The sequence below is a fragment of the Glycomyces tritici genome, from assembly GCF_030403505.1.
The window spans coordinates 125,614-138,051 of the sequence record NZ_JAUEMJ010000002.1; the positions used below are offsets into that span (position 1 = coordinate 125,614).

At 69.9% G+C, this 12,438-nt stretch carries 13 protein-coding genes; 3 read left to right on the plus strand and 10 right to left on the minus strand.

Annotation, left to right across the window (positions count from 1 at the left end; all coding sequences use genetic code 11):
• Positions 1-4: 4 nt before the first annotated feature.
• On the minus strand, positions 5-925 hold the full coding sequence (locus QWI33_RS05885; protein WP_289955857.1) for an aspartate carbamoyltransferase catalytic subunit: 921 nt from the start codon (positions 923-925) through the stop codon (positions 5-7).
• Complete coding sequence (pyrR, locus tag QWI33_RS05890) at positions 922-1,500, minus strand: bifunctional pyr operon transcriptional regulator/uracil phosphoribosyltransferase PyrR (protein ID WP_289955860.1); 579 nt, start codon at positions 1,498-1,500, stop codon at positions 922-924. Before pyrR ends, QWI33_RS05885 begins: the two co-directional genes overlap by 4 nt.
• A gap of 272 nt (positions 1,501-1,772) precedes the next feature.
• Here pyrR and QWI33_RS05895 point away from each other — a divergent pair, with 272 nt between their 5' ends.
• Positions 1,773-2,273 carry a transcriptional regulator gene (locus tag QWI33_RS05895; protein ID WP_289955862.1) on the plus strand — a complete coding sequence of 167 codons (501 nt, stop codon included), beginning with the start codon at positions 1,773-1,775 and terminating at the stop codon, positions 2,271-2,273.
• A 61-nt stretch (positions 2,274-2,334) separates the two neighbouring features.
• Here the strand turns inward: QWI33_RS05895 and nusB are convergent, their stop codons facing one another.
• From nusB to QWI33_RS05925, 6 genes are all read right to left on the minus strand, one after another.
• Positions 2,335-2,778, minus strand: a complete 444-nt coding sequence (gene nusB, locus QWI33_RS05900) for a transcription antitermination factor NusB (protein WP_289955864.1) — start codon at positions 2,776-2,778, stop codon at positions 2,335-2,337.
• A gap of 2 nt (positions 2,779-2,780) precedes the next feature.
• Positions 2,781-3,338 (minus strand): elongation factor P, encoded by a 558-nt coding sequence (efp, locus tag QWI33_RS05905; protein WP_270114909.1) that lies wholly within the window; start codon positions 3,336-3,338, stop codon positions 2,781-2,783.
• A gap of 111 nt (positions 3,339-3,449) precedes the next feature.
• On the minus strand, positions 3,450-3,908 hold the full coding sequence (aroQ, locus tag QWI33_RS05910; RefSeq protein ID WP_289955866.1) for a type II 3-dehydroquinate dehydratase: 459 nt from the start codon (positions 3,906-3,908) through the stop codon (positions 3,450-3,452).
• Complete coding sequence (gene aroB / locus QWI33_RS05915; protein ID WP_289955869.1) at positions 3,905-5,461, minus strand: 3-dehydroquinate synthase; 1,557 nt, start codon at positions 5,459-5,461, stop codon at positions 3,905-3,907. The genes aroQ and aroB overlap by 4 nt, the downstream gene beginning before the upstream one ends.
• Positions 5,461-6,639 carry a chorismate synthase gene (gene aroC / locus QWI33_RS05920; protein ID WP_353895403.1) on the minus strand — a complete coding sequence of 393 codons (1,179 nt, stop codon included), beginning with the start codon at positions 6,637-6,639 and terminating at the stop codon, positions 5,461-5,463. Before aroC ends, aroB begins: the two co-directional genes overlap by 1 nt.
• 112 nt (positions 6,640-6,751) lie before the next feature.
• Complete coding sequence (locus QWI33_RS05925) at positions 6,752-7,105, minus strand: cupin domain-containing protein (RefSeq protein WP_289955872.1); 354 nt, start codon at positions 7,103-7,105, stop codon at positions 6,752-6,754.
• A gap of 262 nt (positions 7,106-7,367) precedes the next feature.
• Between QWI33_RS05925 and QWI33_RS05930 the strand changes: the two genes are divergently transcribed.
• Complete coding sequence (locus QWI33_RS05930; protein WP_289955873.1) at positions 7,368-8,354, plus strand: LacI family DNA-binding transcriptional regulator; 987 nt, start codon at positions 7,368-7,370, stop codon at positions 8,352-8,354.
• A gap of 70 nt (positions 8,355-8,424) precedes the next feature.
• A complete protein-coding gene (locus QWI33_RS05935) occupies positions 8,425-11,010 on the plus strand; it encodes a glycoside hydrolase family 9 protein (RefSeq protein ID WP_289955876.1) in 2,586 nt (861 codons plus the stop codon).
• Between the two features lie 178 nt (positions 11,011-11,188).
• On the opposite strand, the gene QWI33_RS05940 is transcribed toward QWI33_RS05935, so the two are convergent.
• Together QWI33_RS05940 and QWI33_RS05945 are read right to left on the minus strand one after the other, a co-directional pair.
• Positions 11,189-11,464 (minus strand): hypothetical protein, encoded by a 276-nt coding sequence (locus tag QWI33_RS05940; RefSeq protein WP_289955879.1) that lies wholly within the window; start codon positions 11,462-11,464, stop codon positions 11,189-11,191.
• Between the two features lie 166 nt (positions 11,465-11,630).
• Positions 11,631-12,239 (minus strand): prepilin peptidase, encoded by a 609-nt coding sequence (locus tag QWI33_RS05945; protein ID WP_289955882.1) that lies wholly within the window; start codon positions 12,237-12,239, stop codon positions 11,631-11,633.
• Positions 12,240-12,438: the final 199 nt, after the last annotated feature.

Below are 12,438 nucleotides of genomic sequence, written 5' to 3' on the forward strand. Positions count from 1 at the left end.
TCGCTCACTTGCTCTCTCCGTTCGTCAGCAGGAGGTAGAGGACGGCCATGCGGACCCACACGCCGTTGGTCACCTGCTCGGTGATGGTGGCGCGGGGCGAGTCGGCGACGGCGGCGGCGATCTCCATGCCGCGGTTCATCGGGCCGGGGTGCATGACGATCGCGTGGTCGGGCATGAGTGCGAGGCGGCGCTCGTCGAGCCCGTAGAGGCGCGAGTACTCGTTCGCGGTGGGGAAGAACGCGGCGTTCTGGCGCTCGTGCTGGACGCGGAGCATCATGACCGCGTCGACGCCCTTGAGGCCGGCGTCGAGGTCGTAGCCGATCTCGACGGGCCAGGCGTCGATGTCCTTGGGCAGCAGCGTGGGCGGGCCCACCAGGCGCACGTTCGCGCCGAGCTTGGCGAGCAGCCAGATGTTGGAGCGGGCCACGCGCGAGTGGAGGATGTCCCCCACGATCGCCACGGTGCGGCCCTCGATGCCGCCGAGGCGCTGCTTCATGGTGTAGGCGTCGAGCAGGGCCTGCGTCGGGTGGGCGTGCGTGCCGTCCCCGGCGTTGAGCACCGCGCCGTCGAGCCATTCGGTGAGCCGCTGCGGGGCCCCGGCGGCGGGGTGGCGGATGACCACCGCGTCGGCGCCCATGGCCTGCAGGGTGAGCGCCGTGTCGCGCAGGCTCTCGCCCTTGTTGACGCTCGAGGTCTTGGCCGCGAAGTTCACGACGTCCGCGGAGAGCCGCTTGGCGGCGGTCTCGAAGGAGGTGCGGGTGCGCGTGGAGTCCTCGTAGAAGAGGTTCACGACGGTGCGCCCGCGCAGCGCCGGGAGCTTCGGGACCTCGCGGCCGGTGACGGCCTCGGCCATCTGCTGCGTGACGTCGAGGATGAGCTCCGCCTCCTCGCGGGTGAGCTCCTTGGTGGTGAGCAGGTGCTTCATCGCTCTCGTCCTCCGGTCAGGATCACGGCGTCCAGACCGTCGTACTCCGTCAGGCGCACGGCCACGGACTCGTCGCGTGCGGTGGGGATGTTCTTGCCGACGTAGTCGGCGCGGATCGGCAGCTCGCGGTGGCCGCGGTCGACCAGGATGGCGAGCTGGACGCTCGCGGGGCGGCCGAGGTCGTAGAGCGCGTTGAGCGCGGCGCGCACGGTGCGCCCGGAGTAGAGGACGTCGTCGACGAGGATGATCCGCTGGTCGTCCACGCCGCCGGGCGGCAGCTCGGTCGGGCCGAGGGCCCGGAGCGCGTTGCGGCGCAGGTCGTCGCGGTAGAGCGTGATGTCGAGGGTCCCGGCGGGGACGTCGAGATCGGCGAAGCGGCGGATGCGGTCGGCGAGCCGGCCGGCCAGCGCCACGCCGCGGGTGGGGATGCCCAGGAGCATGGTGTCGGGGGCGCCCTTGGTCTTCTCGAGGATCTGGTGGGCGATGCGGTCGAGGATGCGACCGATGTCCTCGCCCGAGAGGATCTGCTTGCCCGACGGGTCTTCCTCTGACTGCCTGAGGGCAGGGGAAACCACGCGAACCTCCTTCTCCGCCTCACTGGACGGTCTGTTAAAGAACGGTTTCGTCGCGGATCATGCTACGCCGCCGGTGACGGAGCGTAAAGGCCGATCCCAAAACGGCAGGGTCGGTAGCGGCATTGATGTCGGGTTATATATGGTTTGCCGGGCGGTTGCGAGGGGTTCACGCGACGAAGAACACTGTTTGGGGGCACCCCACCGGCCGATGGTCACCGACCGTAGTCAACAATAGGATTCCTCTCGTACCGAAAATTGGAGTTGATCCCAGCATGGCGACATCTGACTACGCCAAGGCGCTCGGCAACCGGCTGCGTGACATCCGCATGCAGCAGGGGCTGTCGCTGCAAGGCGTCGAGGACAAGTCCGGCGGCAAGTGGAAGGCCGTCGTCATCGGTTCCTACGAGCGAGGCGACCGGTCGATCACCGTGAGCCGTCTCGCCGAGTTGGCCGACTTCTACCGGATCCCCGTCTCGGAGCTGCTTCCCGAGGGCGTGCCGCTCCCGGTCGAGCAGGCCGAGAAGATCGTCCTCAACCTCGAGGCGCTGTACGACCACCCGGACTCCGAGCTGGAGCACGTCGCCAAGCTCGCGCGCTCCATCCAGCAGCGCCGCGGCGACTACAACGGCCGGATCCTCTCGATCCGCGCCGACGACCTCTACACCCTGGCCGTGGTCTACTCGACCACGCCTTCGGGCCTGATCGAGAAGCTCGAGGACTTCGGCGTCCTCGTGCACGACCTCCAGGCGTTCTTCGCCTCGGACGCCGAGTAGGTTCCCCGAAGCACGGATGAAGCCGGGCCTCCCCATGAGGGAGACCCGGCTTTCGCGTCGTCTAGCGGTCCTTGGCGGCGGCGTCGAGCACGGCGTTCACGAACGAGGTGTCGTCCGAGGAGCCGATCTGGAGCGCCACGCGCATGGCCTCCTTGATGGCCACGGCGGTGTCGACGTCGTCGACGTGGCGGATCTCGTAGAGGGCCACGCGCAGGACGTTCCGGTCGACGGCGGGCATCCGCTCGACCGACCAGCTGTTGGAGGCCTTGCCGAGCACGGCGTCCAGTTCGTCCAGGTGCGCGGCGACGCCGCGCACGAGCTGCTCCGAGTACGCCGGGAGGCGCGGGGCCTCCGGGTCCTTGAAGGCCCGGTCGGCGCGCTCGGCGAGGACCTTGGAGGGCTCGGTGTCGCGGCTCTCGGCTTCGTACAGGATCTCGACGGCCCGCATGCGCCACTTGGTGCGGGCGGTGAGCCGGTCCGGGTTGCTGTTGCTCTGGGTCCCCACGCCTATGCCCGGGAGAGGTACTTGCCGTCGCGGGTGTCGACCTTGATCTTCTCGCCGTTGTCGATGAACAGCGGCACGAGGACCTGGGCGCCCGTCTCGACGGTGGCGGGCTTGGTGCCGCCGGAGGAGCGGTCGCCCTGGAGGCCCGGCTCGGTGTAGGTGATGGTGAGCTCGACCGAGGCGGGGAGCTCGACGTAGAGGACCTTGCCCTCGTGCTGGGCGACCGTGGCGTCGGAGTTCTCGAGGAGGAACTTCGCGGCGTCGCCGACGACACCGGGGCCGACCGGGATCTGGTCGTAGGTGTCGGTGTCCATGAAGACGAAGTCGTCGCCTTCCTTGTACAGGAAGGTCATGTTGCGGCGGTCGACGTTCGCGGTCTCGACCTTGGTGCCGGCGTTGAAGGTCTTGTCGACGATCTTGCCCGAGGGGATCTGCTTGAGCGTGGTGCGCACGAACGCCGGGCCCTTGCCGGGCTTGACGTGCTGGAATTCCTGCACCTGCCAGAGCTGGCCCTCCAGGTTGAGCACCAGGCCGTTCTTGAGGTCGTTCGTGGATGCCACGGGCGTCGTCTCTTTCGGTTGAGGTTGGAGTTGACCGACCGTCAATGGTAGCGGGCGGCCCGGCTGGTCAGGGCTGCGGCCGCACCGGCTGTGGTGGGCGGCGCAGCCCGGTCACTCGAGGTCGGGTTCGCCCTCGTCCACGATGCTGTCGAGCGCGTAGGTGTATCCGGCGAGGCCCATCCCGACGATGATGCCGCCGGTCGCGTACGGCGAGACATATGAATGATGGCGGAACGCCTCGCGTGCGTGCACGTTGGAAATGTGGACCTCGAAGAGCGGGCCGGTGAGCTGCGCGCAGGCGTCACCGATGGCTACGGAGGTGTGCGTCCAGCCGGCGGCGTTCAGAACCACGGGGCATCCGTCATCGGCGGCCTCGTGGAGCCAGTCGATCATCTGGCCTTCGTGGTTGGTCTGGCGCATCTGCACATCCAGGCCGTTCGCCTTGCCCCAAGCAACGCACATCGATTCGAGATCGGCCAAGGTGTGCGCCCCATAGATCTCCGGCTCCCGCTTGCCGAGCCGGTTCAGGTTGGGACCGTTCAGGACCAGAACTTTTCGTCCGTCGCTCATGCGGTCAGCCTCTCATAGGCCTCGCGCTGCTGGTCGGCGGTCACGTCGTCGACCACGACCGGTTCGGCCAGCGCGTCGAGGAGCACGAACCGCTGGGTGGCGCCGACGTTCTTCTTGTCGATCTTCATGACCTTGAGGATGTCGTCCCAGCGTCCGGCCTCGTAGGTGGTGGGCAGGCCGAGCGAGGCGAGCACCGACTTCGTGCGTTCGACGAGGTCGACGCGGCCGGTGATGGCGTTCAGGTGGGCGGCGTAGACCATGCCGACGGCGACGGCGTCGCCGTGGCGCCAGCGGTAGTGCTCGAGCTTCTCGATCGCGTGGGCGAAGGTGTGCCCGTAGTTGAGGATGGCGCGCAGGCCGCCCTCTTTGAGGTCGGGGCCGACGACCTCGGCCTTGACGGCGATGGCGCGCTCGACGAGTTCGGCGACGACCGGGTTCGCGGCGTCGAGGGCCGCTTCGGGGTCGGCTTCGACCAGGTCGAGGATCACCGGGTCGCTGATGAACCCGGCTTTGACGACCTCGGCGAGGCCGGCCGCGAGGTCGCGCCTGGGCAGGGTCGTGAAGTGGTCGAGGTCGACCAGGACCGCGCGGGGCGGGTGGAAGGCGCCGACGAGGTTCTTGCCGGCGGCGGTGTTCACGCCGGTCTTGCCGCCCACGGCCGCGTCGACCGCGCCGAGCAGCGAGGTCGGGACGTGGACGACGGCGACGCCGCGCAGCCAGCAGGCCGCAACGAACCCGGCGAGGTCGGTGACCGCGCCCCCGCCGACGCCGACGACGAGGTCGGTGCGGGTGAAGCCTTCGGCGCCGAGCGCTTCCCAGACCTGCTCGGCGACGGCGACGGTCTTGCCGTCTTCGGCGTCGGGCAGCTCCATGAGGGTGGCCTCGACGCCGTCGGGGCACAGGGCGCCGACGCGTTCGGCGAGCGGGGCGGTGCTCGCGGTGTGGAGCACGGCGACCCGGGAGGCCTTGCCGAGGAACTCGGGGAGCCGGTCGGTGGTGCCGCGTCCGATGAGGACCGGGTAGGGCTGCTCGGCGTCGTTGACCGTGACGGTGCGGACGGCGAGCTTCGCGGTGATCTCTGCGGTCAGGTCGTCCACGTCCCTTCCGGTGGTGTCGATCGCGAAGGTCTCGACCTCGCGGTAGAGCGGCAGCCGCTCGTCCATGAGGCGCCGGAGCGTGGCGCGCGGGTTGACCTGCAGGAGCGGGCGGCCCTTGTCGATCTCGGTGCGCTTCACCGCTTCGCCGAGGTCGACCTTGAGGTGGACCACGGTGGCGTCGGCGAGGAGCTTGCGGGTGGACTCGGCCAGGACGGCGCCGCCGCCGAGCGCGAGGACGCCGTCGTGCTCGGCCAGGGCCCGGCGCACGGCTTCGCGTTCGAGGGCGCGGAAGTGGTCCTCGCCTTCGTCCACGAAGATGTCCGGGATCGGCTTGCCGGCGGCGTCGGCGATGTCGGCGTCGGCGTCGCGGAACGGCGCGTCGAGCGCGGCGGCCAGCGCCCGGCCGACGGTGGTCTTGCCCGAGCCCGGGGGCCCGACGATGACGACGAGCGCCACTACTTCACCCGCAGGTGTTCGATGTACTGCTCGAAGTTGCGTCGGGATTCGGCGACCGAGTCGCCGCCGAACTTCTCCAGGGCCGCTTCGGCGAGGACGTAGGCGACCATGTGCTCGGCGACGACGGCCCCGGCGGGGACCGCGCAGACGTCGGAGCGCTGGTTGATCGCTTCGGCCGCTTCGCCGGTGACGGTGTCGATGGTGCGCAGCGGGCGGGTGAGCGAGGAGATGGGCTTGAGCATCGCGGAGACGCGCAGCGGCTGGCCGGTGGTGATGCCGCCTTCGAGGCCGCCGGCGCGGTCGGTGAGGCGCTGGACGCCGTCGGGGCCGGGCACGATCTCGTCGTGCGCGGAGGAGCCGCGGACCGAGGCCTGCATGAGGCCGTCGCCGATCTCGACGGCCTTGACCGACTGGATCGACATGAGCGCGGTGGCGAGGCGGGCGTCGAGCTTGCGGTCCCACTGGACGTGGGAGCCCAGGCCCGGCGGGAGGTTGTAGGCGAGGACCTCGACGACGCCGCCGAGGGTGTCCGCGTCCTTCTTGGCGGCGTCGACTTCGGCGACCATGCGGGCGGAGGCCTCGGGGTCCATGCAGCGCAGGGGGTCGGCGTCGACGGCGTCGAAGTCGTCGGGGGTGGGGACGAGGCCTTCCTTGGCGCGCACGGGGCCGAGGGCCTTGACGTGCGAGACGATCTCGATGCCGAAGGCCTGCTTGAGGAAGGCCTTGGCGGCGGTGCCGCCGGCGACGCGGGCGGCGGTCTCGCGGGCGGAGGCGCGCTCGAGGATCGGGCGGGCGTCCTCGTGGTCGTACTTCTGCATCCCGGCGAGGTCGGCGTGGCCGGGGCGCGGGCGGGTGAGCGGGGCGTTGCGGGCGATCCCGGCGAGTTCGGCCGGGTCGACCGGGTCGGCGGCCATCACGGTCTCCCACTTGGGCCACTCGGAGTTGCCGACGCGGATGGCGACCGGCGAGCCGAGGGTGCGGCCGTGGCGGACGCCGCCGATGAAGCTCACGGCGTCGGCCTCGAACTTCATGCGCGCGCCGCGTCCGTAACCGAGGCGGCGGCGGGCCAGTTCGGCCGACACCGCGCCGGTGGTCAGCTCGATCCCGGCGGGCAGGCCGTCGAGCGTGACCACGAGTTCGGGTCCGTGAGATTCTCCAGCTGTCATCCATCGCAACACGCCGTCAAGTCTGCCACCCGGCCGGATGTGATCAGGCACCTGGTGGAAGGCGTGTCTCAGGAGTTGGGCGCGGCGTGGCCGCCCCGCGTGCGCGGGGGCGGCCGAGTAGCGGCTACTTGCTGTAGTGGGCCTTGCCGAAGTCGATGAGGACGACCTTGTCGTCGCCCATGACCTCCGCGTCGTGGCCCGGCGGGATGTCGAAGGCGTCCCCGGCGCTGATGTCCTTGTCGGTGCCGTCGTTCATGTGGACCATCAGGTGCCCTTCGAGGCAGTACCCGAGGTGGTGCACTTCGCAGCTGTCGGTCCCCACCATGGGCTTGACGTCGTTGGACCAGCGCCAGCCCTTCGTGAACTCGGCGCGTTCGACGGGCATGCCGTCGATCATCACCATTTCCCGGTGTCCGTGTCCGCTGAGGTCAACGGACTCGTCCGGATTGTTGAAGCTCTTGATCGCGAGTTGACTCATGGTTCTCGCCCCCCTTCGTTCGAGTCTAAGCCCGCAACGGGAGTGATGTTCGCGTTCAAGGCCCGTCCCGGATATGTGCAAGGGGTTGCCGAAACCCGCCTTCCTGGGACCGGGTGGTTACACTGGTCACTTCGTTCCCAGGTCACCCCCCGATTACTGGAACTTTCAACAAAGCTGCATAAGGAAGGACGACGGTGTGAGCCCCCAGCACGCGCGGAAATCCCCAGACCGCTCCCCGGCACCGCGGTCTCGCAAACCCACGATGGCGGACGTCGCCGCGGAGGTCGGCGTCTCGCGGGCGCTGGTGTCGCTGGTGTTCCGCGGGCAGCCCGGCGCGAGCCCCGACACTCGCGAGCGGGTCTTCGCCGCCGCCGCCAAGCTCGGCTACAAGCCGGACATGGCCGCGCGGCTGCTGGCCCGCGGCCGCAGCAAGGTCCTCGGGGTGCTCTTCACCGCCCGCAACCCCTACCACATCGACCTCGTGGAGGCGATCTATCCGGCGGCCGAGGAGCTCGGCTACGACCTGGTGCTGAGCGCCACGGTGCCGACCCGCAACGAGCACAACGCGATCGAGGCCCTCATCGGGCACCGCAGCGAGGCACTGCTCCTGTGCGGGCCCACGATCCCCGACGAGGACGTGTGCGAGCTGGGCTCGCGGGTCCCCACGGTGGTGCTCGGCCGGCACATCAAGGGCGCCAGGGTCGACGTCGTGACCTCGTACGACCGGCCCGGCGCCCGCGAGGTGGTCGACTACCTGGTGGGCCTGGGCCACCGCGACATCGTGCACGTGGACGCGGGCAACCGGCCGGGCGGGCCGGAGCGGCGGCGGGCCTACCGCGACGCGATGCGCGCGCACGGGCTGGCCGACCGCATCCGGGTGATCGCGGGCAACCACTCCCAGGAGGGCGGCTCGGAGGCCGCCCGGCTGCTGCTGGAAGCGGACGCGCCGCTGCCCACGGCGGTGTTCGCGGCGAACGACCAGTGCGCGATCGGGCTGCTGGACGTGTTCACCCGCGCCGGGGTGAAGATCCCCGAGCAGGTCTCGATCGTGGGGTACGACGACAGCCACATCGCCGGGCTCAGCCACATCGACCTGACGACGGTGCGCCAGGACGTGCCGCGGCTCGCGCAGCTCGCGGTCGAGGCGGCCGACGAGCAACTCAGGGGTGCGAGGGAGCCTGGCGTGTACCTCAAACTGGAGTCGAAACTGGTCGTTCGCGGCACGAGCGGGCCGCCCGCCCCGCAATGATTGACATTTACATATTTGAATGACAAGATGGCGTGTGGTATCGCTCCCAATCCCTTTGGAGGGCTCCCCTATGCCGCGAACCGCAGTCCGCCGGAGACGCCTCGGCGTCGCCGTACTCACCGCTCTGGCCCTCGGCGCCGCCGTCGCGTCACCGGCGGCACAGGCCCAGGATGAGGAGCCCACGGACCTCATCACCAACGGCGACTTCGCCTCCGGAACCAATGGATGGTGGACCACCGCCAACCTCACCGGCACGGTCGCCGGCGGCGAATGGTGCATCGACGTGCCCGGCGGTACGGCGAACGCCTGGGACGCCATCGTCGGCCAGGACGGCCTGCCGCTCGTCACCGGCGAGTCGTACGAGCTGCGCTTCACCGCGCGCGCCTCCACCGACGTCAGCGTCCGCGCCCTCGTGCAGCGCCCGGTCGACCCCTGGCCGACCGCGGTCGAGGAGTTCCCCTTGCTCTCCAGCGAGGCGCAGGACTTCAGCTACGCCTTCACCGCCACCGCCGACTGGACGGACGCGCAGCTCGCGTTCCAGATCGGCCGCCACGCCGAGCCGTGGCAGTTCTGCATATCGGAGGTCCAGTTGCTCACCGGAGCCGAACCCCCTGTCTACGAGCCCGATACCGGGCCGCGCGTCCGCGTGAACCAGGTCGGGTACCTGCCCGACGGACCCAAGCAGGCCACACTCGTCACCGACGCGACCGACCCGGTCCCGTGGCAGCTCCACGACGCCGAAGGCGCCCTGGTGGCCGACGGCGACTCGGCGCCGCACGGCCCGGAGGCCACCTCGGGCGAATCGGTGCACGTCATCGACTTCTCCGCGGCCGCCGCCACCGGCGAGGGCTTCACGCTCACCGCCGACGGCGAGACCTCCTACCCGTTCGCGATCGGCGGGAACCCCTACCGGGACATGGCGACCGACGCGATGTCCTTCTTCTACCCGCAGCGTTCGGGCATCGCGATCGACGATGCGATCGCCCCCGGGTACGGCCGCGAGGCCGGGCACGTCGACGTCGCCCCGAACCTGGGCGACAGCGCGGTCCCCTGCTACAACGAGGCGTGCGATTACACCCTCGACGTGACCGGCGGCTGGTACGACGCGGGCGACCACGGCAAGTACGTCGTCAACGGCGGCATCTCCGTCGCGCAGCTCATGTCCGTGTACGAGCGGGCCCTCCACGCCCCCACCGGCGACGCGAGCCTCCTCGAGGACGGCAGCCTGCGCGTCCCCGAGCACGGCGACGGCGTCCCGGACGTGCTCGACGAGGCCCGCTGGGAGGTCGAGTTCCTGCTCTCCATGCAGGTGCCCGCGGGTGAGGAACTGGCGGGCATGGCCCACCACAAGATCCACGACGAGAACTGGACCGGTCTGCCGCTCATGCCGGCCGACGACCCCCAGCCGCGCTACCTCTACCCGCCGTCGACCGCGGCGACCCTGAACCTGGCCGCGGCCGCGGCGCAGGCCGCGCGCCTGTTCGCGCCGTACGACGCCGAGTTCGCGGCCGCGTGCCGCGAAGCGGCCGAGACCGCCTGGGAGGCCGCCCTGGCCCACCCGGCCATGTACGCGCCCGACACCAGCCCGGCCGGCGGCGGCCCCTACGGCGACTCCAACGTGAGCGACGAGTTCTACTGGGCCGCAGCCGAACTGTTCCTGACCACCGGCGCGAAGACCTATGAGGAGCACCTGCTCGACTCGAAGCTGCACGAAGAGGACACGTTCGGCCCCGGCGCCTTCTACTGGGGCAGCGTCGCGTCGCTCGCCAAGCTCGACCTGGCCCTCGTCCCCAACGCCCTGCCGGGCCGCGAGGACGTGGTCGCGCAGGTCGTGGCCGGCGCCGACAACTACCTCGAGCTGCAGGCCGCGAGCCCGTGGGGCCTGTCCTACGGTTCCAGCGGCACCTTCGACTGGGGCTCCAACAGCGCCGTGCTCAACGAGCTCGTGGTCGTGGCCACCGCCTTCGACCTCACCGGCGAGTCGCAGTACCGCGACGGCGTGCTCAGCGGCCTGGACTACATCCTGGGCCGCAACGCACTCGGGAACTCCTACGTGACCGGGTACGGCTCGCACGACTCGCACAACATGCACAGCCGCTGGTACGCCAACCAGCTCGACCCGAGCCTGCCCAACCCGCCGGCCGGGACGCTCGCGGGCGGCCCGAACAGCGTCACCTCGACCTGGGACCCGATCGCGCAGCGCTGGCTGAACGGCTGCGCGCCGCAGCGGTGCTACATCGACGACATCGGATCGTGGGCGACGAACGAGCTGACGATCAACTGGAACGCCCCGCTCGCGCAGATCGCGAACTTCGCGGCGGAGCAGGCCGGCACCGTCGCGGGCACCCCGTCGTGCAAGGTGGAGTACCTGATCAACGGCCAGTGGCCGGGCGGGTTCAACGCGCAGGTCCTCGTCACCAACACCGGTGACGCACCGCTGCAGGACATCACGCTCACGTGGGCCCAGCCGACCGGCCAGTCGATCGTCCACTCCTGGAGCGTGGCCCTGGTCCAGGAGGGCCACACGGTGACCGCCACCGAACTGGGCGGCGGCTACGACCTGAAGCCGGGCCGGACTTACACGTTCGGGCTCATCGGGAAGAAGGACGCCCGCACCGCGGTCGCCCCGGCATCGGTGACCTGCTCGGCGGCGTAGAAATCAACGCCGTCCCCGGGCCTGCCCGGGGACGGCGAAGGGGCGGTCCATGGTGTCAGTGGACCGCCCCTCGGTCTTGCTTCCGCTCACTTGCCTGGTGCTCGGCGCCCCCGGTGCTCAGACCGGTGGCAGCCCGGCCCGCGCATGAGGTGCCGCGCCGACCGCACCTGACGGGGTCTTAGTCGTCGTGGTGGTGACCCTTGCCGTCGACCCACACGTGCGAGTCGTTGAACTCGCACGAGGCGTTGCCGTTCGTGAGCAGGTCGATGAGCTGGATCACGTTGACGTCGCTGACGTTGACGCAGAAGTTCGACAGGACGTTGACGCCGCCGAAGTCGTTCTGGTCGAAGTCGTAGTTGCTCGACGAGTGCGCCATGGCGGGCGAAGCAGCGCCGACGGCGATAAGGGTAGCGGCCCCCGCGGCCGCTGCGCCCATGAGTGCTTTGCGAAGCATGAAGGCTCCTTGTATCGAAGTGAATGGACAGTCCTGATTGTCGGGACTGCGTGAAACTTTAAGGGACATTGCGGGGATCTCGTCATATTTCACGGCGTTTCCTTCCAGAAAACACTTTCATGATGATTCGCAAGTCATTCGCATGTTCGGACGGCGTCTCTCGTGGTCACGACGAGAGGAGTGGCGCAATGGCGACACCTGCCGCCGTCCCGGAGAGCATCGCCGGTCCGTACGGGAAGTCCTTCCGGCCCATCAGTACGACCGCCACCGCCTGCACGCCGCCGACGACGACCGTGGCGGCGAGCGCGATCGCCGCGGCCTCCCAAGCGGCCCAACCGGTCACGAGACCCAGCAGGCCGGCGAGCTTCACGTCGCCGAAGCCGACCTGGCCGGTCGCGCAGCCGATGCCGTACAGCGCCATGGCGATCGCGGCGCACGCCGCGGCCCGCAGGAGGGTGCCGGGATCGCCCGTGGCGATGAGCAGCGCGCCCGCGAGCGGGTAGGCGGGCAGGATGAGCACGTCGGGCAGCCGCCGCTGGTAGACGTCGATCCAGCCGGCGGCGATGCCGACCGCGGCGACGGTGCCGAGCGCGAACCCGTGCAGCAGTCCGTCGGCGCGCCATGCAATCAGGAGCGCGGCGGCGAGGCTCACGACCTTGATGAGCCGCGGGTCGGGATGGCGGTCGGTGGCGAGGGCGACGCAGCGCCCGAGGCCTGGACCCGCGAGCAGGGCGGCCGTGGCCGCGCCGATATAGAGAGCACCGGGGATGAGCACGGTGCGATGCTCGCATTCCGTTGCGGCCGAATACGGGAGCGACGCGGCCGAGTTCGGCCGCGTCGCTCGTCACATGCGTCTTCCGTTGTGCCGCTGCAGGACCAGCGGTCACTCGGCGACAAGCCCCGATGTGCGCGTGGCTCGCCTTCTACGAATTGTCAGACCCCTGTGGGAGAGTCGTCTCATTTCTTCGGTTGGT

Coding starts and splice junctions, on each gene's coding strand:
- QWI33_RS05935 (WP_289955876.1), top strand. CDS start 8,425: ATGCCGCGAACCGCAGTCCGCCGGAGACGCCTCGGCGTCGCCGTACTC.
- QWI33_RS05930 (WP_289955873.1), top strand. CDS start 7,368: ATGGCGGACGTCGCCGCGGAGGTCGGCGTCTCGCGGGCGCTGGTGTCG.
- QWI33_RS05925 (WP_289955872.1), bottom strand. CDS start 7,105: ATGAGTCAACTCGCGATCAAGAGCTTCAACAATCCGGACGAGTCCGTT.
- QWI33_RS05940 (WP_289955879.1), bottom strand. CDS start 11,464: ATGCTTCGCAAAGCACTCATGGGCGCAGCGGCCGCGGGGGCCGCTACC.
- QWI33_RS05885 (WP_289955857.1), bottom strand. CDS start 925: ATGAAGCACCTGCTCACCACCAAGGAGCTCACCCGCGAGGAGGCGGAG.
- aroQ (WP_289955866.1), bottom strand. CDS start 3,908: ATGAGCGACGGACGAAAAGTTCTGGTCCTGAACGGTCCCAACCTGAAC.
- QWI33_RS05895 (WP_289955862.1), top strand. CDS start 1,773: ATGGCGACATCTGACTACGCCAAGGCGCTCGGCAACCGGCTGCGTGAC.